Here is a 22,262-nt window from a genome sequence, read left to right as displayed (position 1 = left end):
AAAGGAGCCAAAGATTTGTGCTCCTTTTGACTAGGGTATGATAGCAAGAGTATTATCAGAAACCAAAATTGAGCCCGAAAACTACACGCCCAGGATCTTCTCCTTTGAAAAAAGATAAAGTCCCTGTGATTGCTCGTGCACCGTTTATCCAAATTCCTCCACCTAGGGCATTGTGCCATTTGGTAGAATTTTCATCTTTCATCCAAATTCTTCCGTAATCAAAACCAGTAAAAACACCTATTTGCAAAGGAATAAATGTTTTTACTTTTGTAAGATTATACCGTAGGTCTGTTGAGTGTACAAAGGCTTGTTCACCAGTAAAACGACCTGTTCGATATCCTCGTAAATCTTGGTCGCCACCGATATTTGTCGCTTGGTAAAACTCGTAACCATCACCAAAAAGTGCTTTCCCTTTTACCATAGATGCAAGAGTAAGCCGTCCGTTGTTGATGAGTTTATGTGTGAATCCAATATTGGCTTCTATGTATTGAAAGTTACGCTCTAAATAATCTAGGTTATTCACCCATTTTGCCAAGAAAGAAAACGTGAATCCCATCGTTGGTAGAGAAAGATTGTCGTAGTTTCTGAATAGATAACTTGCTCCTATCTCGCCAAAGTTTTGGCCATTGAATACACGGTAATGAACCGAAGGATCATCGTTCACGATGCGGTCTAAGTTTCTTTCAACTTTTGCATATCGGTAATTGGCAAAAAAATCTAGTCGTCCAGTATTGTTGAAAATCTTGAAAAATGAAGGTCCTAGCTTGTAAGTTTGCATTCGAACTCGATTATAATCCATATCGTGCTCTTTTTGATAGTTGATCGTTTCATTTCCCATCCCAAAATAATTATTTACAAAGCTTGGTGATGTATACGATGCATTGACATCGAAATTCCATTTACCTATTGCCTTCATAAAAGTCCCTTTATATTTGACATCAAAGGCATCTGTAGCAAAGAAATAGTCGAATTGTAGTTGATGTTTTTGTGAGTACGGTTTCCGGTCGAAACCGTTAATGGTGTAATTTCCTATCAATCCTAATTTTACGCCATCATCGGGGTTATAGCCTGCATTCGGTACTACAGAAAATGTATTGTATTTTGGTTTTTTATAATCGTAGGTATTGATTTCATAATCATCATACATATACAAACCAGACAAGTCTTTGTTGCTCTTATCATCATACACTTTTATTTTTTGGCGAGTATTTATTTGATACGTATCATCGTCTACACCTCCGATCATTCTCACTTTAATCAAATTACTACCTTTGCCTTTTTGTAGAAAATCATCATTGCCATTCATTCCGTAAAGGCGGATTTCTTTGGTGTTTTTTCTATCAAAAACTCGCTCGAAAAGTGTTTCATTATTTTCTTTATCGAGTATCAAAACTTTTGTTTCACCTTTTGGAAGTCGTTCTACCAAAAACTTTTCATCTTTGTTTGTTCCTTTCAGGATGACCAATTTATCGAGTACTTTTTGATACTCGGACGCATATTCAGGTAACTTTTCTTTGCGTTCTAAAATGGTTTCGATGATTTGATAATCTATCTTCGATTGAACTTTTTTTGGTAATTGAGCAAACGCTTTCTCTAAGTTTTCTTTATTAATTGTATTTTGCAAATAGTCTGCCTGTTTTTGCCATTCCTCTTCGGTTGTATTTTGCAATAAAGCCATATCGATCGGATAAGCAATTTTATTGAACCACTTTACACTTCTTATCTGATTTTTATAATTTTCCATATGACGGAAAGGTGCCAAACGCATCAGCAAATTAAAAAACAGCCCATCGTATTTCGGGAAAATAAATTCTCGCGTTTTACTATAGGGTGTATATATGGTATCCTGGCCTTGGATAGATTTTCTCCAAGTCCATTGTGCTTCATTACGATTCCAATCACCAATAAGCATGTCTAATAAACGAGCTCGGATATATTGTTCTCGATCAATTTTTTGATGTTTATTTTCAACGATTTTTCTCAACACTTCTTCGGTTGTTGTAAAATCTGACAGTGTGTCTTTTACTACAGGATATTGCTCTAGAAAATAAATTTCATCACCAAAATTCTCATTATATTCTTTGAGAAGTTCTTGCTTTGGAACATAATACAATGTCGATTTTAATTGATTTACTTTGACTAATTGTGCAATATTGGGTACAATTAGAGGATAAAAAGGATGTTGAGTTGTCTGGAAATCATTGAGGAATTTTTCGGTAAATGTATTCTCGAAATCATTTGCTACATATTCATTTTTATAAGCAATGGATTGGATTAATTGTGTTGCACTTTTACGCACAGGAATCATCACAAATGCATTTTCATTATCTTGTAAACGTAAATTTATGGTTTGCAAATTGATATTTTCTCGGATAGGTCTGATGTTTCTTTTCTGCAAATCGAGTGTCTCTACGGGGAACTCTATACCAAATACCGACCGATAATGTTTTCCGAAAAAGGTTTCATATGTTTGTGATTTCTTCAGATTTTTCTGATCGACTACACTCACGACTTTTTCTTTCGGAATGTTTTTATCATACACTTTTGCTAAATATTCTTTGCGCGGTGTAGTCATTTCTTGAGTGTGTACCCATACAGCTTGTCCATTTTCCCAGTTGAAAAACTCCACGTCAGAAGCTCCATTCGCATACACTTTTACTTTAGCAAAGCCTTTCTTCCCATTAGAATAGTCATTTTCTCCGGCTATTTTTGCAGCAGTTGCCTTCACCGAAGCTCCACTAATTATTTGCCGTACATTCCCATCCTGTAGGTATTGTAAACTCCGATCGTGAGCAGAAAAAATCAGAACATTTTCTCGTTTCCCGATTATGGTAGAAACACGTTGGGTAAAATCTCGGTATCGATGGCTTTGTAAATCTTGACTGGTAAGCCCGGTAGTAGCTCGAACCAAATTGACAAAGGATCCAATAACGGGCATCGGGATTCTATTTTCGATAGGAAATAATTGATCTTGTACCGAAAACTTACCGCCATGTTTCCCATTAGAAATCACTGGATGATGCATCGCAATAATTGTTATTCTATTTTGATAATCGTTTAGTTTATTTTGCAATTCGGTAAAGAACAATTCCCGTGTCTGAATAGGACAATTTTCGGTAGCTTTTGGATGATCGCTCCAATCTTCCAAGAACCATTCACTATCAATAGCCAAAACAGCCAACGAATCGTTAACTTCTAGCGTTTCTATAGCGCAAATTTTAGAAGGAAGAACCTGAATAGATTTTTTTCTATAAGAAGTTTCTCTAATCATCAACGAATCGTAACCTGCTTTCCATTCATTTTCACCATTGAAAATATAGTTTTTGGCAGTTGTTGCTTTTTTCAAACTCCCTAAAACTTCAGCCTTGGCATTGTTTCCTAGCCAAAAAATACTGCTGTTTTTCGGTGCTTTCTTTAGTTCGTTTTCAATTGCTTGATATTGATTAGAATTCTTTTCAAGTCCATGGGTGTCTCCGAACAAATAAAAAGAGTGGACAACATCCGAGTTTATCTTAACTGTATTGGTAGTTATATTTTTTCCTCTTTGTGCAGTATGCGTTGCACAAGAGAAGAAAACAACTGTTGCAAGCAACGCAAGCATAGTTGTATATGAAACTTGCTTATAAAAGCGGTTTTTCTTTCCCATTCCTTTGCTCTATTTCTGCACAAAGATAATGGGAAAGTATGGATATTTAATCTATTTTTGAGGGTATATTTATCTAGTTATCTTGTATAAACCAATCGTTTATCGGTCGAAAGATTGGCATCGAACTGATACCCCATTCCATCAAAATTTTTCAGTTCTTCTATTTCTTTGCATTGATGTTCTGCACACCAACGCACCATTTCACCACGTGCATGTTTGAAATACATCATAATCTTTTTCAATTTTCCGTCCTTGAAATCCATAAAATCTATTTCGATCAATGGTGAGTTTAGCTTTTTCTTGTCCAATGCTTTCACATATTCATTGCTTGCTAAATTGATTATGGTTTCGTCTTTTTGGGTATGATTATTAACGTATTCTGTTAATTGTGCTCGCCAAATTTCGCACAAATCTTTAGATTTTTCTACAGGAAGTTTAGTGCCCATTTCTAATCGATACAACATTATCTGATCCGAAGGGCGCAATAATCCATACAAACCCGATAAAATAAATAAATTTTTATCCAAATATTTCTGTCCTTCTGTAGATAGTTCTTCTGGTTTTATTCCTCGATAAACTTCACCTGCAAAGGCAGTTATTGCTTGAGTTGTTTGTTTATCATTGGGTTGGGCTGTCCATACCAGATTACGTTCTACGTTGATCTCTGCTAAATTGGTAGAGATTTTCATCAGGTTTTGTAGTTCTTGTACATTTTTATTTCGTAGCTCCTGCATAATTTTTTCAGAAGTTTCTAAAAATTGAGGATGTGTAGATTTTTTCCAAACCGATTTTGGATTAATATCCATCAATTTCGCAGGTGAAATCAGTATTTTCATGCTAAAGTTTTCTTATAAAAATTCATTAATATCGCCTTTGCCTTCGCGCAAAATAACCATTTCATTTTCTGTTGCATCGATAATACTTGAAGCTACATTATCACCATAACCACTATCGATTACAACATCGACCAATTTGTCCCATTTCTCTGCAATAAGCTCTGGGTCGGTTGTATATTCTAGAATTTCATCTTCATCATAAATGGATGTTGAGGCTATTGGATTCCCTAATTTTTCGACAATTCTTCTAGGCACCAAATGGTCAGGCACTCGAATTCCTACGGTTTTTTTCCCTTTATAAGCCAAAGGTAAATTTCCCGAAGCTTGCAAAACAAATGTAAATGGGCCAGGCAATGCCCTTTTAAGGACTTTGAAAGTTGAGTTGGATATTGGTCGGGTGAAGTTTGAAAGATGACTCAAATCATTACAAACTATAGAAAATTGGGATTTATCAAGTTTCACTCCTTTCAATCGTGCCAAGTTTTCCATGGCTTTGTAATTCGTAATATCACATCCTAAACCATAAACCGTATCGGAAGGGTAGATTATTAATCCTCCTTGTTTTAGGACTTCGACCACTTGATCGATTGCTTTTTCTTGTGGATTGTCTGGATGTATTCGGATTAGTTTAGCCATAGTAAAAGGATTTACACAAAGATAATGAGAATCTTCGGAAAAAATTAAACATTTGCCTAATGTACTTTTACACCTCTATTTTTATTAATTTTCGGTAGAATATTCTTTCTGAGGAGTCTTTTCTCATTTTTGACTATTCTATAAATAAGAGTGCTTTTTTTATGTCTTCATACGTGAGTTCACCCTGCAAATAGTCGTAAATAGGTTTGAGGATTTTATTTTCTTCAAACTCAATTTCACTGTACGCATAACGCACTTTTTCTATGATCGATTGTTCGGGTCGGAAACGCTTCAAATCAAATTCGGCTCCTGTTTCTTTTAGTTTGGTAAGGTGATCAACAATCGACGAACTGGTAAGTCCTCTTTTATCGGCTATTTCATCAATACTCAATCCTTCATTCACTAAGTCTAGTGTGATAAGAATTGTTGATTTTTTAGGCTCTTTTTTGGCTTTGTTCAGTTTTTCTAAATTTTTATTTATTTGTTTTTTATCAAACGTTCCTCCGAAACGACGTATGCATCTAGCCCAAGTTTCTTTGAGAGATTCTTCGTCTAATTGTTGGTTGATATGTGCAGAAAGTTCCTGAAACCGTTTGTCGGCTTTCATTGCCAGTGAGTCTATTTGCAATGCTGTTTCATTTAGACCATGCAAATGCAAAGATTGTAAATCTCGTAAGCGAGAAAGTGCCACATAACCTTGTCCTTTTTCGAATGCCTTAGAAAGATCTATATAAGCAGAATCGAGTGTCATCCCTTGTGATTTGTGAATGGTTATCGCCCATGCCAAGCGAAGAGGTATTTGTGTAAACGATGCCAAAGCTTTCCCGTGTTCGTCTTCTATTGCCCAAGTTTCGGGTTTTGCGATCAAGAATTCGTTGTCTAAAGTTTTGACAATCGGATCGTTTTTTTCGGTATAGCCACTTACATACCCTAAAGTGCCATTTACAAAACCAACATCGAAATTATTTCTCACGAACATTACTTTTGCACCAATTTTCAGTTCGAGAATTTCATCTGCAAGTACCGATTTTTTTAGTACTTCTATTAATGTTGGATTGCCAGAAACTTTGGCTTCGAAAATTCTAGAAGATGAATCTATATTCATTAACAAGCCTTTATTTAGTCGATCTACATCTATATTGTGAGTAAACAAACGTGTTTGAGATTCGATTTCATCGGCAAAATAAAGGATTCTAGACTCCAATAAATCGTATGTATTTTGAGTAATAATTCCAGAGCGGATTTCATTCAGAATATCATTCAACTCGTTATTCGTCTGTCGATATTGTTCTGTGAGATAGCATACATGCACATTAGAGTTTACCCATGCATCCGACATGAAACAGAATTTATCTCTAGATTCTTCCCATTCTTCACCAATTGGCGGTAACTGAAAAAAATCACCCGAAAAAACAACTTGTATACCTCCGAAGGGCTCTTCATTTTGTTTGAAAAACTTTAGCACATAATCTACAGCATCGAGCTGATTTCTGTGCAACATCGATATTTCATCGATAATAAGAACTTTAACTTTTTCCATTTTATCTCTGAAATATTTTTTTTCTCGTAACGATGTCAAATACCGATCACTTACATAATCTCGAATGCCAATTCCAGCCCAAGAATGAATCGTTTGCCCGTTCATGTGAGTGGCTGCAATCCCTGTAGAAGCAGTAACTGCTACTCCTACTCCATGTTTTTTTAGATAATCGATGTACTGATTAAGGACGTATGTTTTCCCGGCACCTGCAGAGCCTGTTAAGAAAACATTTCTACCAGATTTTAGGATTGCCAAGGCCTTCGATTGCTTCATTTTCTTTTTAGAAGTTTAGTTTTTTTTTGGATGAATAACAAAGATAAGAAGAAAACTAGGATGTAAAAGCCATCTGAAATAATGAAAAAGCTATACGAATTCTTCCTTGTTTCATTGTGGTAACTATACGTTTGTTGAAACAAAAAAACCGTAAAAGATTAAATCTTATACGGTTTTTATATTTTTTTTGAGGAATTTCTTATTTCAAAATAATTCCTTGGTTTCCTTCGGTAATCTCTCCGATAATTGAACTATTATCGATTAAACTTGTTATTTTTTCTGCGTCTTTTTCTTCAACAATCACCACCATTCCAACGCCCATATTAAACGTTCCGAACATTTCATCTTCTGCAATATTACCGCGTTTTGCTAATTCTTGCATAACGGTTGGTACGTTAATTCTCGATTTATCTATTACAGCAGTTAATCCTTGGCTCAGGATTCTAGGTACATTTTCTATCAATCCTCCTCCGGTAATATGAGCAATTCCGGTCATTTCGATTCCAGCATCTTTTATTTTGAAGATATCGTTCTGGTATAATTTTGTTGGTACCAACAAAGTTTCATACAACGGTTTACCTTCAAATTCTTCATTGAAATCGCGAAAAATTTTTCTTATCAATGAAAAACCATTCGAGTGAAATCCACTTGATGGTAAGGCTACTATTTTTTGGCCGACTTGTATTTTCGTACCGTCTATAATTTCGTCTCGTTCGACAACTCCTACACAAAAACCGGCCACATCATAATCTCCTATTTGGTACATTCCGGGCATTTCTGCTGTTTCGCCACCGATAAGCGCAGTTCCTGTTTCTTTACAAGCACGAGCAATTCCTCCTACAATTTCTGCAGCAATATCAGAATCTAATTTTCCGCATGCTAGATAATCCAAAAAGAACAAAGGTTTTGCTCCATGGCATAAAATATCGTTTGCACACATAGCAAAGCAATCGATGCCGACGGTATTATAGATTTTCGAGTCTAATGCGATGCGCAATTTGGTTCCTACTCCATCGGTCCCTGACACCAAAACAGGATTTTTATATCCGCTTAGTTGATAAAAAGCACCAAAGCTTCCCAAACCATTCAAGACATTTTCGTTATGGGTAGCTGCAACGACATCTTTTATTTTCGAGACTGTTTGGTAACCTTCTTCTTTATCAACGCCTGCTTGTTTATAGGTATTACTCATTTTTTCTATTTTTTTTTTGATTGGATGCTGCACATTAATCAATATGCAAAGTTTTATTTTCAGTTTCTTCTTCTATCGAATAGTTGACTGGATATTTTTCGGTAAAACATCCAAAGCAATGTTCATCACTTCCTAACAATTCCATCAGATTTTTTACCGTAAGAAAATCTAGTGAATCTACTTGCAAATATTCTTCTACTTCTTTTATAGTCTTATTTCCAGAAATCAGATCGGTCTTAGAAGGCATATCGATCCCTAGGTAACAAGGAGCAATAATTGGTGGTGAAGCTGAACGGAAATGGATTTCTTTGGCTCCTGCTTCTTTAAGAATTTTTATCAAAAGTTTGGATGTTGTTCCGCGAACAATAGAATCATCTAGAACCACCAAACGTTTACCTTTAATTTTATTCTTGATAGGATTCAGTTTCAGGTTTACAATTCGTTCGCGCATTTCTTGGGATGGAACAATAAACGAGCGCGACATATATCTGTTTTTCACCAAAATTGGTTCGTACGGGATTCCTGATGCTTCGGAGTAGCCAATGGCTGATGGGATTCCTGAATCGGGAACACCAATCACCAAATCTGCATCAACAGGCGATTGTTCGAATAGTTTCCGACCAGAGTCTACGCGCAGATCATAGATTTCTTTGCCTTGTATATTAGAGTCTGGACGAGCAAAATAAATGTATTCGAACGCACAAACACGTTGTTCTTTATTTTGTTTTAGCCAATATGAATGTACGCCTTTTTCGTTTACGATAACTATTTCGCCAGGTTCTACCGAACGAATAAATTCGGCTCCTACCGCATCCAAGGCACAGGTTTCTGAGCAGAAAATATACGCATCATTCAGTTTACCCATCGATAAAGGTCGAATACCATTCGGATCACGAAATGCAGCCATTTGGTTGTTGGTCAATAACAGAACCGAGTAAGCTCCTTTTACTTTTTCGGTTCCTTTTTGGATGGCTTCTACTAAATTTAGATTAGAGTATTTTTGTATAGATCGTAAGAGTACTTCGGTGTCTGAGGTTGCTAGAAATGGTAAACCTTCGGCTTCGAGTTCAGCTCTCAGCTTGTCTACTTCAATCAAATTTCCATTGTGTGCAATCGAGAAATGTGGCTTCCCATAAATGTTGTAGGTATACAAAGGTTGTATGTTACGTCTACTTCCTCCACCAGCTGTAGTATAGCGGGTATGACCAATTGCTGCATTACCTTGATATTCTTCGATTTCAGCCTCCATGGTTTTGAAAACATCCAAAACTAAACCTGTTTTCTTAACGGTTTTTATGTTTCCATCTTTCAGAAAAGACACTCCACAAGCTTCTTGTCCTCGGTGTTGCAAAGCAAACAACCCAAATTGTGTGATTGAGTAAGTGTTAATCGGATTTGGAGAGTATACTCCGAAAATTCCACACTCTTCATTCATACTATCTACTGTATCCGATGCATATTTTTTTAGCAGGTTACGTTGATAAAAATCAAAAGTATAGAAATCTTTTAGCTGTTTTTTGTAAAAATTCTTATCGATCATTCTCTCGAGACAGAAAGGTTATTTTAATATTGCCGATAAACGGTTATACACTTCATGATAAGCTTCTGAGACATCGCCCAAATCTCTACGAAAACGATCTTTGTCTAATTTCTTACCTGTTTCTACATCCCATAAACGACAAGTGTCTGGAGATATTTCATCAGCTAAAATAATATTGCCTTCTGCATCTTTACCGAATTCTATCTTGAAATCTGCCAAAATCAAACCAGCTTCTAAGAAAAGTTCTTTTAGTGCTTCGTTTATTTTATCGGTTAATTTATACAGCTCTTCTAATTCATCATAGGTCGCAGCTCCTAATAAAACTGCATGATGATCGTTGATAAGTGGATCTCCCAATTCATCTTTTTTATAACATAAGTCGAAAATGGTTATCGGGGATTTCGCTCCTTCTTCTAACCCAAGTCGCTGCGCCATAGAACCAGCTACGTAGTTACGCACAACCATTTCTAATGGAATGATTGATACTTTTTTCACCAATTGTTCGCGATCATTCAACTGTTCGATAAAATGGGTAGGAATTCCTTTATTCATTAAATAATGAAAAATAAGCGTCGAAATTTTATTGTTCATTTCGCCTTTATCTTTCACCGTTCCTCTTTTCTGTGCATTAAAAGCAGTTGCATCGTCTTTGTAATAAACAATTACTTTGTCTGCTTCTTCTGTTGCATAGACTTGTTTGGCTTTTCCTTCGTAAATGAAGTCTTTTTTTGTTAAGCTCATGGGTGTTGTTTGTAATTAAAAACCTTGTTTTTTTGTTTTGTTTGAAATGAAAATGTTCATTTCGGGTGTTTGTTATTGTTTGTTGTTTGTTCTAATTTACTAGTTTTAGGATAGAAACGATATTATTTTTGTAGGGATTTTCCTTCTACCTTTTCTTATCCTTTAAAATAATCTACTGCATTCTTGAATATATTCATATAAGAAGAGTCGGGTATGTTTTTGAACAAGCCTTCTTCATATCGTTCCGGATGCCCCATTCTACCATAAATCTTACCACAAGGAGATACAATTCCTTCGACAGCAAAGGTAGAACCATTAGGATTGTATGGCATTTTACTGGCTAAATTACTTTCTAAATCTACATATTGTGTAGCGATTTGTCCTTTTTCTATCAGTAAATTCAATGCTTTTTCATTGGCAACAAAACGACCTTCGCTATGCGAAATTGGCACCCAATATTCTTGTCCGCCCATTCCTTTCAACCAAGGAGAATGTGATTTGTTTACACGTACTTTTGCCAATTGCGACACATGTCGTCCGATTTCATTAAACGTTAAAGTAGGCATATCTACTTCTAAGTTTTGTAGTCGCCCGAAAGGTAAAAGTCCAGATTTGATGAGTGCCTGAAATCCGTTACAGATTCCCAAAATCAATCCATCACGATCGAGTAAGTTGTGAATTGCTTTTTTTATTTCTTCATTTCGGAGAACCGTTGCGATAAATTTCCCTGAACCATCTGGTTCATCTGCCGCTGAAAATCCACCAGGAATGAAGAAAATATTTGCTTTGTTTATTTCGTCTACATAGACTTTCACCGACTCTGCAATAGTTTCTTTGCTAAGATTTCTGAAGGGAACAGAAACTACCTTTGCACCTTCTCTTTCGAATGCCTTGGCCGAATCGTACTCTGAATTGGTTCCAGGAAAAACAGGTATAAAAACTCTTGGTTTTTCTACTTTATGACTCGGATAAGCGAAACAAATTTGCTCTGCTTTAAGCGGTTGGTCAACTACTTTATTTTTTGGTTCGATGGTCGAAGGAAACAATGGCTCGAAAGTCGATTTCCATTTCGATTTCAGATCCAAAAGATCAATTTTATCATCATTAAATTCTAAAACTGTTTCAGTTTGCGTTTTTCCGATTGTAAAATAATTAGCGTTGATTTCTGATGGAACCTCGATTTCATTTTCATGTTCGATGATAATTGCACCTGGATAATAACGAGCAAGCTCGAGCGAAGTATTCAGTTGAACTCCAATCTCATTACCAAATGCCATATTGGCAAGCGTTTCGGCAATTCCACCCAATTTTACGGTCATCATAGAGCGAACATTCTCTCGATCTAATTGATGAATGAAACTGAAAATTGCTTTTGTATTTGCTTCCTCTAACAAATAATCTTCTGTTTGTTTTGGTATAAAAATCGATAGCAAAGAATCGGTTTTTGCCAATGTTCCTTGCACAACTTTTTCTAATTTAGAAGGGGCAACAGCAAAAGATATTAAGGTTGGCGGAACATCTATATCTTGATATGACCCCGACATCGAATCTTTACCACCGATGGCAGGTGTACCAAATTGTCTTTGTGCTTCGATGGTACCTAGCAAAGCTGCAAAAGGTTTCCCCCAGCGGGTAGCTTCTTCTCGTAAACGCTCGAAATATTCTTGGAATGTTAATCGAATATCGGTATAATTTGCTCCTGCCGCAACCAATTTTGTTATCGAATCGATTACTGCAAAATAGGCTCCGTGATAATTCGACCAACGACTAAGTTTTGGATTGTAACCAAAAGCTGCCATAGAAACACTTGTGGTAAAGCCATTTGCAGGAAACTTTTGCACCGAAACATCTTCGGGAGTATCCATTGTTTTTCCTCCAAAAGCATTGAGAACTGTTGAGCGTCCGACATTGTTATCAAACATCTCGACCATTCCTTTCTGTGATGCATGATTCAACTCTTGCATCATTTGTATAAATTGTTCTTTATTAAATTCTTTTTGTTCGAACGGATTCGGATATTCTTCATCCGTCACTATGACTTTTGCTTGCTTACGAACTCCGTTGGTATCGAGAAATTTTCGATCAATTTCTACTATTTTCTTTCCTCTCCAAACCAAAGTCATCGTCTCATCATCGGTAACATCGGCTACGCAAGTTGCATCTAAGTTTTCTTCTTTTGCCAAAGCTATAAATGTATCTACATCTTTGGCTTCTACGGCAACGGCCATACGTTCTTGAGATTCTGAGATGGCTAATTCGGTTCCGTTAAGTCCTGCATATTTCAAAGGAACTTTATCTAAATCGATGTAAATACCGCGAGCGATTTCACCAATTGCAACCGAAACCCCACCTGCACCAAAGTCGTTACATTTCTTGATTAATTTTAACACTTCTGGATTACGGAATAAACGCTGAATTTTACGCTCTACTATTGCATTTCCTTTTTGCACTTCTGCCGAAAGATCATCCAAATCGAGACCGTCATGCGTTTTTGATGAGCCTGATGCACCGCCTACTCCATCGCGTCCGGTAGCGCCTCCTAACAAAATAATTTTATCGCCAGCGACTGGCTCTTCCCTCCGAACATACTCTTTTTTTACAGCTCCTGCCACAAAACCGACCTCCATACGTTTTGCTTTATAACCTTCGTCGTATATTTCTTTCACAAATGTTGTCGCTAATCCTATCTGATTTCCATAAGAACTATATCCATTTGCGGCTTCTTTAGAAATTTTGCGTTGTGGCAATTTTCCGGGTAATGTATTATCTATTTTTTCTAACGGATTGGCTGCTCCTGATATTCTCATCGCCTGAAACACATACGATCGACCGCTTAAAGGGTCGCGAATAGCGCCACCAACACAGGTAGAAGCCCCTCCATAGGGTTCTACTTCGGTAGGATGGTTATGGGTTTCGTTCTTGAATTGTAGCAACCATTCTTCTTCTTCACCATCGATATCTATTGGCACTACAATCGAACAAGCGTTGATTTCTTCTGAAACATCTATATTTTTCACCACACCGGTGCGCGATAAATATTTCCCCATAACGGTGGCCAAATCCATTAAACGGATAGGTTTTGTGGTTCCTAATTCTTGCCGAATTTTTTGATAATATTCGAATGTTTTTTGAAGGGTTGTATTGAATTTCGACTGAAAGTCTACCTCGGTTATTTCGGTTTCGAAAGTGGTGTGTCGACAATGGTCTGACCAATAGGTATCCAAAACTTTTAGTTCTGTTTCGGTAGGATTACGCTTAATGGACTGGAAATACTCTTGGATGAATTTCAGGTCATCCATTTCTAAGGACAATCCGAAATCTGCATAAATTTTTTTCAGCTTTGATTCATCTGCCTCTACAAAACCTTCTATTACAGGAACTTCGGTTGCAGTAGGATACGACGGAATTTCCATTATAGACAAATCTTTTTCTCGAGATTCAATCGGATTTATCAAATACTCTTTTAACTTCAGCAGTTCTTCATTGGTAAGTTCTCCATTAAACACATACAACATTCCTGATTTTACCGTAACTCCTTCTACATTCATCAATAATAAACATTGTTCTGCCGAATCATCTCTTTGATTGTATTGACCTGGAAGAAATTCGGTTGCAAAAAAGTTTTTTGAGTACGGAAAATTTTCAACAATTGCATCCTCATAATGCGTATATAAAATATCGGTAACCGGATCTACAAAAATTGTATTTTGCACTTTGGCTAACTGATTTTCATCGATTCCGAATAAATCGTAAATAACAAAAACCTTGCACACTGCATGTGGGACAAGGTTCTGTAGTTCTATCGTTGTTTTTTGACTGATAACGTCAAATTCTGATTTTTTCTGAATGAAGAGTCTTTGATTCATTGTCTGTTGGCACTTCTTGTGAAACTTTTCTACAACTTGTATGGCTTATAAAACAAACAATGTTTTTAGATTTTGTTCTAAAAAAATCATTTGTAGTGGCAATTTATTAAGGTCTGCCGTAGAAACACTCAACCATATTATGAGCTATACAAATGTTGTAAACTAAATGTAACTATTTCCTTTACGTTAAGGTGGTACAAAATTACAAAGAATATTAAAATTATCAAATCATTAAATCTTTTTAATCATGAATCTTTTCAACATTCGTTTTCTCGAAACTTAAGATTTGCTTAAGACTAACTTTTCCTCTTTCTTAAATCATCCTACCTGCTTACTTTTGAGAGGAATTTTAACCTCAATACTCATGAAAAAATGCTTCGATAACCGATACAGCATAGTCCTGTTCTTCAGTCTTTTATTTATTTCTTTATCTTTTCTAATCCGAATAATTTTTGCTATTTGGGTTTACCAAGATTTCGATTGGCATTTGACTTCCGTTCTTCCTACTTTATTTTTTGGATTGTTGTACGATGTTGCTGTAGCAAGTTGTTTCACCTTGTTTTTTAGCATTTACTTTCTACTACTCTCCTACAACAAGAACTGTTCGGGGAATGGAAGCTGTTACACTCTCGATTCCTCCGACACCGGGCAACAGCATTGTGAAACGCGTCGATAACCAAAACTTGTACACGATTTCTTCTGTTTTTAAAGATAAAGGTTATCAGAATCTATTTTTTTATGGTGACGATGGTTATTTTGATAATATGAATGCGTTTTTTGGAGTAAATAATTTTGATATTTATGATCGTGGACGAGGAAGTATTTTGAGTGATAAAATCAATACCAAACGTTATACAATTAAGGATGACGAAGTAACCTTCGAGAATACGTGGGGAATTGCAGATGACGATATTTATCGAAAAGTACTGAAAGTTGCTGATGAAAAATATTCTACAAAACAACCATTTTTTGCATCCGTCATGACGACCTCCAATCATAAACCCTACACTTACGAAGCCGGAAAAATAGACATTCCTTCAGGAAGCGGAAGACAGGGCGCAGTGAAATATGCCGATTTTGCGATAGGAGATTTTCTACAAAAAACCAAACAAAAACCTTGGTTCCACAATACGGTATTTATTTTTATTGCCGACCACTGTGCAAGCAGCGCAGCTAAAGATGCGATTGATGTGAAAAACCATCACATTGCGGCATTTATTTATAATTTACCTTCACATGTCAACCAAAATGTTACACAAGAAGTTTCTCAGATCGATATTTTCCCGACATTATTTTCGATGTTGAATTGGACGTACGTTTCCCAATTCTATGGAAAAGATGTGTTCGACAAAACTTATCAACCTCGCTCTTTTGTTGGCACTTACATAAAACTCGGAATGAAAAAAGGACAAGATGTTTTTATTTTATCTGATCAAAAGAAAGGCAATCAATATATTTGGAATCATAAAGATTTGGAAGAAGTGAAAATAAATCCGAACTTTAAGAAATCGATAATATCAAATTATCAAACTGCTGATTATTTATTTAGCAATCATTTATTGAATGAAAAATAGTCTTGTTTTTTTAGTCAACCCCATTTCAGGGAGAGGAAAAGGACGTCAACTTGCTCGAAAAATTAATCGCTATTTTTCTACAAAATCAATTGATTTTGAAATTCATTTCACCCAAAATCAAGGACATGCAACTGATTTGGCCAAACGAATCATTCATCAAAATCCAAAAACAATTATTGCGTGTGGCGGCGACGGAACGATCAATGAAGTTGCCCAAACCTTGATTGGGACTGGGATTCCGTTAGGGATTATTCCGATCGGTTCGGGAAATGGTTTAGCTTCTCATTTAGATATTCCGAAAAATAACCTTCAAGCTTTTGAGGTAATTTTACAACAATTTACCATGCCAATCGATGTAGGAAAAGTAAACGATTACTATTTTTTCAGTAATATCGGATTCGGTATCGATGCGGCTGTAATTCATCAATACAGTAAAAAAACAACCCGAAATTTTCTTGGATATACTCTTGCAAGTTGTAAAGCTTTACTGAAATATCGTGCGAAAAAATTTCATACCTGTATCAATCAGCAAACAAACAAAGAACAAGACTATTTTTTTCTGTTTTGTTCAAATTCTAATGAAGCAGGGTATGGCATTTCTTTTACACCCGATGCCAAAATAAACGATCATCAATTGAATTTTTTAGAAGTGAAAAAACTCAACTTTTTCGAGCAAATTCTCTTTTCTTTGCATGTACTTACGCGCCGTTTAGATAAGATGAAACAAGTATCACAACAAACGATTCAACAACTCGAAATTATCACAGACGAATCAGAAATATTGGCTCAAATCGATGGTGAAGCAGTAATTTTTCCGACCAATAAAATTTCTATTTCCGTAGCACCAGAAGCATTGAAAGTCATCTTACCTAAAAAATTATCATGAAGAACACCACAATATTATTGGTAGAAGATGAGGTTGGAATCGCCAATTTTATGATTCAAGGTTTGCAAGAAGAAAGTATGCAAACGACGCATTGTTTCAGTGGTTTGGAGGCAATAAAAAAAGCACAAGAATCTCTTTTTGATGTGATTTTACTGGATTGGATGATTTTGGATATTTCGGGTTTAGAAGTTTGCAAAACAATAAGAAATACAGAAAACATCAATCAAAATACGCCGATAATTTTTATCACAGCCAAAGATACCGTACAAGACACGATTGAAGGTTTACATGCTGGCGCAAATGATTACCTAAAAAAACCTTTTGATTTTAATGAATTGGTGGCACGAATTCGGGTTTATTTACGTGCTTCATCTTACCAAAACCGCTTGCAATTTGGTTCGATAGCGCTTGATCAACAAACGCATCATGTTTATTCTAACCAAGAATTAATTGATCTTACCCACAAAGAATACGAATTATTACAGTATCTTTTCATACATAAAAATCGTGCTTGTACCCGAAAAGAAATTCTAGAAAATGTTTGGGATATTCATTTTGATTACGACAGCAGTGTAACCGACGTTTTTGTGAATGCAATCCGAAAAAAATTGAACCTAAAAAAGATGATCCTCGGCTGCGAACCATTCGTGGAGTAGGATTTATGAGTAGCGATTTTTGAGAAAATTGCCCTAAAAAATAGAATTGCCCTTTACTACAGCTTTACCTTTTCGGTGATTCTATTGCTGATTTGTGGCTCTATTTATTTTACGGTTTATCGTGGAATCAACCAAACGATGAAAGAAACTTTGAACAAAGAAATCGAACATCATGTTGCCTTTGTAGCTCAGCAAGACACGTTTCTTGAATTTGTAGAACCAAGAGAATGGGAAGAAATCGAACATACAGATTTAGCTTTGAATCCGGTTTTTATTGCGATCTACGATACTCATTTTCATTTGGTAGAAAAATCGCCTAACTTGGTTCAGAATCAAATTCCATGAAACAAAAAGAAAAAAGAAAACACTCCATACTCTACCAAAATCAATTCTTTTGATTTGCTTATTTCACAAGCAAAACTAATTCATCATGGTGAAATTGTAGGGTATGTGGTGATAGGAGTTTCGCCAAAACACCACGAATTGGCGTTGGATTATTTACGTTTGGTTTTATTGATTTTATTTCCGGTTTCGGTTTTGGTAATTTTAATTTCTGCACGATGGATTGCAGCCAAAGCCATTCGACCAGTATTCGATATTATCGATACTGCACAATCGATTTCAGAAAGTACTTTATCCCAACGAGTTCCGCTTCCAACAAGGAAAGATGAATTGTATCAGTTGGCAAAAACAATCAATTCTTTATTGGATCGATTAGAATATCAGATCATCAAAGCCAAACAATTTTCGGCCGATGCTTCTCATGAATTACGAACACCGTTAACGATTATAAAAGGAACTTTAGGAATTTTGATTCGACGAAAACGAACACAAGAAGAATATCAGGATAAAATAAACTATACCCTAAAACAAATCGATCGTTTAGATGCTTTGGTCGAACAATTTTTACTTTTATCGCGCGTAGAAAATAATAGTTTGCAACTAAAGAAAACCAATTTCGATCTAAAAGTAGAAGTTTTACATACGCTCGAACGCTTCGATTTGTTGCTACACGAAAAACAAATCACTACAAAAATTAATCAACTCCATTCCTTTACTACCGAAAATTATCGAGAATTTATCGAAATTATTTTGGATAATATTTTGTCTAATGCTATAAAATATACTTCACCAAAAGGACAGATTACCCTCTCATCTAAGCAAGAAGAAAACACGTACATCTTGTCGATAAAAGATAACGGAATCGGCATGAAATCGGAAGATGTTCTGCGAATAGAAAATCGACATTTTCGGTCGGATGACGTAGAAACGAAACTTTTTCTGGAGTTGGTTTGGGTCTGAATATCGCAAAAAAATTGGCTGACTTAGCGGAAATAGATTGGACGATAAAAAGCGTGAAAGAAATAGGAACTGAAATTCAGTTGAAATTCTACAATAAGAAGTAAAAAAAACAATTTGTAGAAGCAAATTTCGATGGTTTGCTGTAGAAACACTCAACCGTATTATGAGTTTATACAAATGTTTTTAATTGAAAAAAAACTTTAAAAACTAAAATTACTCTTATTTACTAACAGTGATTCGGTTGCAAATTTATAAATCTTTTACTATTACGCAAAAAAAATATTAGTTTTCGATGATTTAACTATCTTGTTATCAAGAAAATATTTCTTTCAGTTCTAAACCTCCGAAGCTTCCAGAACTCATCATCAAGAAGACTTTATTTTCCTTTTTCTCTTCTTGTAAAAATGCTTTCAATTCTTCTGGGTTGGTCATCACTCGAATCGTTTGATCATTGAACCCATTTCTGATGTCATCTTCGGATATCATTTGCATTCTCTTAATTTTCAAGGCTTCTGGATCATAAAAGATTATTTTTTCATCGGCCGCAACCAATGCGTCTTTGTATTGCGAAAGAAATTCTACATTCAACGAAGAATATGTATGAATCTCTAAACATGCTACAATTTTTTTGGCCGGAAATTGTTCTCTTACGGCTTTTGTTACCGAAGTTACTTTGCTAGGTGCATGTGCAAAATCTTTGTATGCAATGAAATCTTTTGTGCGACTGATTAATTCTAATCGTTTCGAGGCTCCAGTAAAAGACTGTATAGCTTCATAGAAGTCTTCTTCCATCAGACCTATTTGTTTACAGATTTCTTTGGCTCCTTCTAAATTCATCAAATTATGTTCACCAAAAACTTCTAATGGTATCGGTCCTTCTTCGGTAGAGAGATACGTTGTTCCGTCTTCTATTGTATATTCTGGTAATTGGTATGGGAATTTTTTTAGTGGTTTTTCTACTTTCTCTACTATATCGAGAACGTTTTCATCCATCGAATTGTACACCAAAGCTCCTCCGTTGATGATACTTTCTGCGAACTTTAAGAATTGCTCTTTATAGTTTTCGAAAGTAGGGAATACATTGATATGGTCCCAAGAAATCCCACTAATCAAAGCTATGTTGGGTTGATACAATAAGAATTTCGAACGGCGATCTAGTGCAGAAGATAAATATTCGTCACCTTCCATTATCATGAATTCGTTTTCTTCTGTAAGATGTACCATTACATCAAATCCTTCTAATTGTGCACCTACCATATAATCGACATCTATACCGTGATAGTGCAAAACATGCAAAACCATGGACGTTATTGTGGTCTTACCATGAGAGCCACCGATAACGATTCGTGTTTTATCTTTAGATTGCTCGTACAAATATTCTGGGTAGGAATAAATTTTTAGTCCTAATGCTTGTGCTTTTAGCATTTCTGGATTGTTTTCATGAGCATGCATTCCTAAAATGATAGCCTCTATATCTTCGGTAATTTTTTCAGGAAACCAACCAAGTTTATTAGGCAAAAGTCCACGTTCGGCTAGACGAGTTTTAGATGGCTCATAAATAGCATCATCCGAACCTGTAACGATATATCCTTTTTCTTGTAAAGCGATTGCCAAATTGTGCATTGCACTGCCTCCGATAGCAATAAAATGTATTTTTCCCTTTTTCATTTATTCTTTGGATGTTTGGTTAGATGATTGATTTTGTTCTGTGTTTTTTTCTCTGGTGGTGATTGGTTGATTTTGTTTTTCTTCTAATTCTTGAATTTCTTCTTCATTCATTTCTTCATCTTCACTCAGATAATCGTCTAGTGATACAGATTGATATTCTTCTAAAATTTCATCTATTGTTTTTACTTTATTGTATTCTGGAGATTGTTCAATTGCATCCATAATCTTTCTCATGATCATATCTGATGAGTCATTTTCATAATCGATATGCAATGGATCTTTAAAGGTCATTGTTGCACGAATTCCTTTCTTCTTGATTAGCAAACCTTTCTTATCAAAAGCGCGTCGAAAACCATCAATCACTACCGGAATAACGATTGGTTTATTCGTCTTGATCAGATGTGCTGTTCCTCGACGACCAGGCGCAAAAGCCTTGGTTGTACCTTGCGGGAAAGTAACTACCCAACCATTTTGGATAGCTTTGTCGATATTAGATATTTCATTCAGATCAACTTTTCTGTTGACATTTTCTCCTTTTGCTCGCCATGTTCTTTTAACGGTTACTGCTCCGGTATAAGCAAAAAGTTTTGTGAGCAAAGAATCTTTCATTGTTTCTTCTGCTGCTACGTAGTAAAAATCTATTTTGGGATTGAGAAGATAAACAGGATTTTTTATGGTATCTACAAAGCCATTTTGCACACTACAAAAAACGTGATACATGGCAAATACGTCTGCAAAATAAGTTTGATGATTGGATACAAAAAGAACATTGGTTTTGGGTAAATCTTTTAGTTTTGCAGTGCCGCTAACTTTCAGCTTATTGAACCCATTGTATCGACTATAGGTAAGACTGCCTAAGACGAATATCAAAATTCTTTTCAGAAAAAAAAGATGCCCAAAGACATCTCGGTATACGGTTTTCTTTTTTGCTTTTTGTGCCACTTGATTTGATATTTTTTTTTACAAAGTTATACTCTTTTTAATGAATTCTTTAAACTCTTCGAGAATCATTGCAGTTGCACCCCACAAATAAACATTCTCTCCGATATCATATCCGGGCATTTCTACTATATTGCCAGAAAAATCATACTCAAAAGATGAGATTTCGGCTTCTAAAAACGCTTCTAAATTTATTGGTATAATATGCTGTACCTCTTCTTCTGAAGGCACAAATTCGGGAACCTGAGGATAGTATCCTATGAATGGATAGATAAGAAAATTACTTGGCGGTACATAAAGCTCTGTCAACTGCTTCAAAACTTCTATTTGCATCTCATCTACACCTACCTCTTCAGATGTTTCACGTACTGCAGTCTGATCCATGGTTACATCGAACTCCTCAAACTGACCTCCCGGTAGTGATAATTGATTAGAATGTATGCCATTATAAATAACACGCAAAATAATCGGAAATTCCACTTCTTTTTCTTCATTCTCGTACAACATAATCATAACAGAAGCCACTTTGGGGTTAGTTCTTTTAATGGCTTCTATATCATATTTACCTCGGTAGGGTGGTGATGCTTTTTTCTGATAATCCCATCCTGGCAAGGGATCGTTATTCTGAAGAATTAATTCTTTTAATATTTCTATATTCAAACAATCTAATTTTAGCCAAATTTAGCAAGAAAATATCAATTAGATTTTATTTATCTAAAACCAAATATTGTTTTGTGCATTTATCATGTCTAATATTTTTCTCAATTGGTGTTTTTCTATTCTTTGCTCCTACGATTTGTCATTCTATTTTCTATTTATCTTTGTTCTGTAGCATGATGAAGTTTATTGAATATATACCCACAAAAAAATCGATCAAGACCTTCTATACTACTATTCTGCATTGATTTGCTAGGCTCAGTATATTGAATTTTATACAATTCTTCTCCACCAATTTACAATGGATTCT

General features: G+C 35.6%; 15 protein-coding genes, 1 pseudogene and 2 riboswitches. Of the genes and pseudogenes, 5 read left to right on the top strand and 11 right to left on the bottom strand.

What is annotated here, in order from left to right; translation table 11 throughout:
- Nucleotides 1-55 precede the first annotated feature (55 nt).
- The 8 genes from WEEVI_RS08355 to WEEVI_RS08320 all read right to left on the bottom strand — a co-directional run bounded on the left by WEEVI_RS08355 (nt 56) and on the right by WEEVI_RS08320 (nt 14,270).
- Entirely contained in the window at nt 56-3,646 is a 3,591-nt protein-coding gene (locus WEEVI_RS08355) for a ShlB/FhaC/HecB family hemolysin secretion/activation protein (protein WP_013598710.1), read from the bottom strand.
- 77 nt (nt 3,647-3,723) lie between these two features.
- A complete protein-coding gene (gene yaaA, locus WEEVI_RS08350; protein WP_013598709.1) occupies nt 3,724-4,482 on the bottom strand; it encodes a peroxide stress protein YaaA in 759 nt (252 codons plus the stop codon).
- Nucleotides 4,483-4,494: 12 nt separating this feature from the next.
- Nucleotides 4,495-5,118 carry an L-threonylcarbamoyladenylate synthase gene (locus WEEVI_RS08345; protein WP_013598708.1) on the bottom strand — a complete coding sequence of 208 codons (624 nt, stop codon included), beginning with the start codon at nt 5,116-5,118 and terminating at the stop codon, nt 4,495-4,497.
- Nucleotides 5,119-5,251: 133 nt separating this feature from the next.
- Complete coding sequence (locus WEEVI_RS08340; protein WP_013598707.1) at nt 5,252-6,931, bottom strand: DEAD/DEAH box helicase; 1,680 nt, start codon at nt 6,929-6,931, stop codon at nt 5,252-5,254.
- Between the two features lie 199 nt (nt 6,932-7,130).
- On the bottom strand, nt 7,131-8,123 hold the full coding sequence (purM, locus tag WEEVI_RS08335) for a phosphoribosylformylglycinamidine cyclo-ligase (RefSeq protein ID WP_013598706.1): 993 nt from the start codon (nt 8,121-8,123) through the stop codon (nt 7,131-7,133).
- A gap of 34 nt (nt 8,124-8,157) precedes the next feature.
- Nucleotides 8,158-9,663: an amidophosphoribosyltransferase gene (gene purF / locus WEEVI_RS08330; RefSeq protein ID WP_013598705.1), complete on the bottom strand. Its 1,506-nt coding sequence runs from the start codon at nt 9,661-9,663 to the stop codon at nt 8,158-8,160.
- Between the two features lie 18 nt (nt 9,664-9,681).
- Nucleotides 9,682-10,404: a phosphoribosylaminoimidazolesuccinocarboxamide synthase gene (gene purC / locus WEEVI_RS08325; protein ID WP_013598704.1), complete on the bottom strand. Its 723-nt coding sequence runs from the start codon at nt 10,402-10,404 to the stop codon at nt 9,682-9,684.
- 155 nt (nt 10,405-10,559) lie between these two features.
- Complete coding sequence (locus tag WEEVI_RS08320; RefSeq protein ID WP_013598703.1) at nt 10,560-14,270, bottom strand: phosphoribosylformylglycinamidine synthase; 3,711 nt, start codon at nt 14,268-14,270, stop codon at nt 10,560-10,562.
- 73 nt (nt 14,271-14,343) lie between these two features.
- A riboswitch (purine riboswitch) is annotated at nt 14,344-14,442 on the bottom strand.
- Nucleotides 14,443-14,848: 406 nt separating this feature from the next.
- Here WEEVI_RS08320 and WEEVI_RS08315 point away from each other — a divergent pair.
- The 5 genes and pseudogenes from WEEVI_RS08315 to WEEVI_RS08295 form a co-directional block, all read left to right on the top strand.
- Nucleotides 14,849-15,844 (top strand): annotated as a pseudogene (locus tag WEEVI_RS08315) (LTA synthase family protein); the annotation flags it as partial.
- Nucleotides 15,834-16,730 carry a diacylglycerol/lipid kinase family protein gene (locus tag WEEVI_RS08310; protein WP_013598702.1) on the top strand — a complete coding sequence of 299 codons (897 nt, stop codon included), beginning with the start codon at nt 15,834-15,836 and terminating at the stop codon, nt 16,728-16,730. The pseudogene WEEVI_RS08315 and the gene WEEVI_RS08310, both read left to right, overlap by 11 nt.
- Complete coding sequence (locus tag WEEVI_RS08305; RefSeq protein WP_013598701.1) at nt 16,727-17,386, top strand: response regulator transcription factor; 660 nt, start codon at nt 16,727-16,729, stop codon at nt 17,384-17,386. The genes WEEVI_RS08310 and WEEVI_RS08305 overlap by 4 nt, the downstream gene beginning before the upstream one ends.
- Nucleotides 17,387-17,524: 138 nt before the next feature.
- A complete protein-coding gene (locus WEEVI_RS08300; RefSeq protein WP_126414839.1) occupies nt 17,525-17,731 on the top strand; it encodes a hypothetical protein in 207 nt (68 codons plus the stop codon).
- A gap of 54 nt (nt 17,732-17,785) precedes the next feature.
- Complete coding sequence (locus WEEVI_RS08295) at nt 17,786-18,688, top strand: histidine kinase dimerization/phospho-acceptor domain-containing protein (RefSeq protein WP_041942137.1); 903 nt, start codon at nt 17,786-17,788, stop codon at nt 18,686-18,688.
- Between the two features lie 97 nt (nt 18,689-18,785).
- A riboswitch (purine riboswitch) is annotated at nt 18,786-18,885 on the bottom strand.
- A gap of 115 nt (nt 18,886-19,000) precedes the next feature.
- Here the strand turns inward: WEEVI_RS08295 and WEEVI_RS08290 are convergent.
- Genes WEEVI_RS08290 through WEEVI_RS08280 form a run of 3 tightly spaced genes read right to left on the bottom strand, consistent with a single transcriptional unit; the run spans nt 19,001 to nt 21,955 of the window.
- Entirely contained in the window at nt 19,001-20,356 is a 1,356-nt protein-coding gene (locus WEEVI_RS08290) for a UDP-N-acetylmuramate--L-alanine ligase (protein WP_013598700.1), read from the bottom strand.
- A complete protein-coding gene (locus tag WEEVI_RS08285) occupies nt 20,357-21,298 on the bottom strand; it encodes a lysophospholipid acyltransferase family protein (protein ID WP_013598699.1) in 942 nt (313 codons plus the stop codon).
- An 18-nt stretch (nt 21,299-21,316) separates the two neighbouring features.
- Nucleotides 21,317-21,955, bottom strand: a complete 639-nt coding sequence (locus WEEVI_RS08280; RefSeq protein ID WP_013598698.1) for an NUDIX hydrolase — start codon at nt 21,953-21,955, stop codon at nt 21,317-21,319.
- Nucleotides 21,956-22,262 lie beyond the last annotated feature (307 nt).

The organism is Weeksella virosa DSM 16922, from assembly GCF_000189415.1.
Classification (GTDB): domain Bacteria; phylum Bacteroidota; class Bacteroidia; order Flavobacteriales; family Weeksellaceae; genus Weeksella; species Weeksella virosa.
Note: the sequence above shows the minus strand (reverse complement) of the source record. Positions and strands in the feature narration are given on the sequence as shown.

Bases quoted from the DNA above. Each gene is read 5' to 3' on its own strand.
- WEEVI_RS08355 (WP_013598710.1), bottom strand. From the start codon at position 3,646: ATGGGAAAGAAAAACCGCTTTTATAAGCAAGTTTCATATACAACTATG.
- purM (WP_013598706.1), bottom strand. From the start codon at position 8,123: ATGAGTAATACCTATAAACAAGCAGGCGTTGATAAAGAAGAAGGTTAC.
- WEEVI_RS08310 (WP_013598702.1), top strand. From the start codon at position 15,834: ATGAAAAATAGTCTTGTTTTTTTAGTCAACCCCATTTCAGGGAGAGGA.
- WEEVI_RS08300 (WP_126414839.1), top strand. From the start codon at position 17,525: ATGAAAGAAACTTTGAACAAAGAAATCGAACATCATGTTGCCTTTGTA.
- WEEVI_RS08340 (WP_013598707.1), bottom strand. From the start codon at position 6,931: ATGAAGCAATCGAAGGCCTTGGCAATCCTAAAATCTGGTAGAAATGTT.
- purF (WP_013598705.1), bottom strand. From the start codon at position 9,663: ATGATCGATAAGAATTTTTACAAAAAACAGCTAAAAGATTTCTATACT.
- WEEVI_RS08345 (WP_013598708.1), bottom strand. From the start codon at position 5,118: ATGGCTAAACTAATCCGAATACATCCAGACAATCCACAAGAAAAAGCA.
- purC (WP_013598704.1), bottom strand. From the start codon at position 10,404: ATGAGCTTAACAAAAAAAGACTTCATTTACGAAGGAAAAGCCAAACAA.
- yaaA (WP_013598709.1), bottom strand. From the start codon at position 4,482: ATGAAAATACTGATTTCACCTGCGAAATTGATGGATATTAATCCAAAA.
- WEEVI_RS08305 (WP_013598701.1), top strand. From the start codon at position 16,727: ATGAAGAACACCACAATATTATTGGTAGAAGATGAGGTTGGAATCGCC.
- WEEVI_RS08290 (WP_013598700.1), bottom strand. From the start codon at position 20,356: ATGAAAAAGGGAAAAATACATTTTATTGCTATCGGAGGCAGTGCAATG.
- WEEVI_RS08320 (WP_013598703.1), bottom strand. From the start codon at position 14,270: ATGAATCAAAGACTCTTCATTCAGAAAAAATCAGAATTTGACGTTATC.